The organism is Treponema endosymbiont of Eucomonympha sp. (genome assembly GCF_001028545.1).
On sequence record NZ_BBPW01000509.1, the window covers coordinates 1 to 524 of the forward strand.

2 protein-coding genes are annotated in these 524 nt (G+C 59.5%); both read right to left on the reverse strand.

Annotated features, from left to right (window positions below; genetic code table 11):
- A partial coding sequence (locus tag AWU74_RS07810; protein ID WP_162505060.1) for a non-canonical purine NTP pyrophosphatase occupies positions 1–218 on the reverse strand: 218 nt, incomplete at its 3' end.
- A gap of 9 nt (positions 219–227) precedes the next feature.
- On the reverse strand, positions 228–524 hold a 297-nt coding region (locus tag AWU74_RS07815), incomplete at its 5' end, for a DUF1732 domain-containing protein (RefSeq protein ID WP_162505061.1).

Genomic DNA, 524 nt, shown 5'->3' on the forward strand with positions numbered 1-524 from the left:
AAACCAATGCTTGCAGCCCGTGAAACGGTAAAGAATACCCCAAGAGACACATACAGCGCCCGCGCCTTGAGCAGCGCGTTGTCCAGAATCGTCGCCCCCGTCTCCTTCGGTGCGCAGACGATTCCCGCGTCTGACGGCAGCCTGATTTCGTGTTCGGGCAGAATAGCGCGCAGCTCGTCCCGCTTGTGCGCGTTGCCCGTCGCAAACCACAGCGTCATGTTTCCCCCTTATTCAAGGTTCCGCGCCTGCTCGCGGATATTTTCGAGCGCGTCCTTCGCGGCAATTACCGCTTCACCCACTTCCGCGCACTGATTCTTCGAGCCGACGGTGTTGATTTCACGGTTGAGTTCCTGACAGATAAAGTCGATTCTGCGCCCGGGCGCATCGGCGCCGCCGGGGGCAAGTGCCCCGTGCAGTGCCGCGATATGGCTCTTCAGCCGGACGGTCTCCTCGCTAATCGTATATTTGACGAGCATTGCGGCGGTTTCGCTCAGAATGCGCTGCTCATCTGCGGAGACACTGTT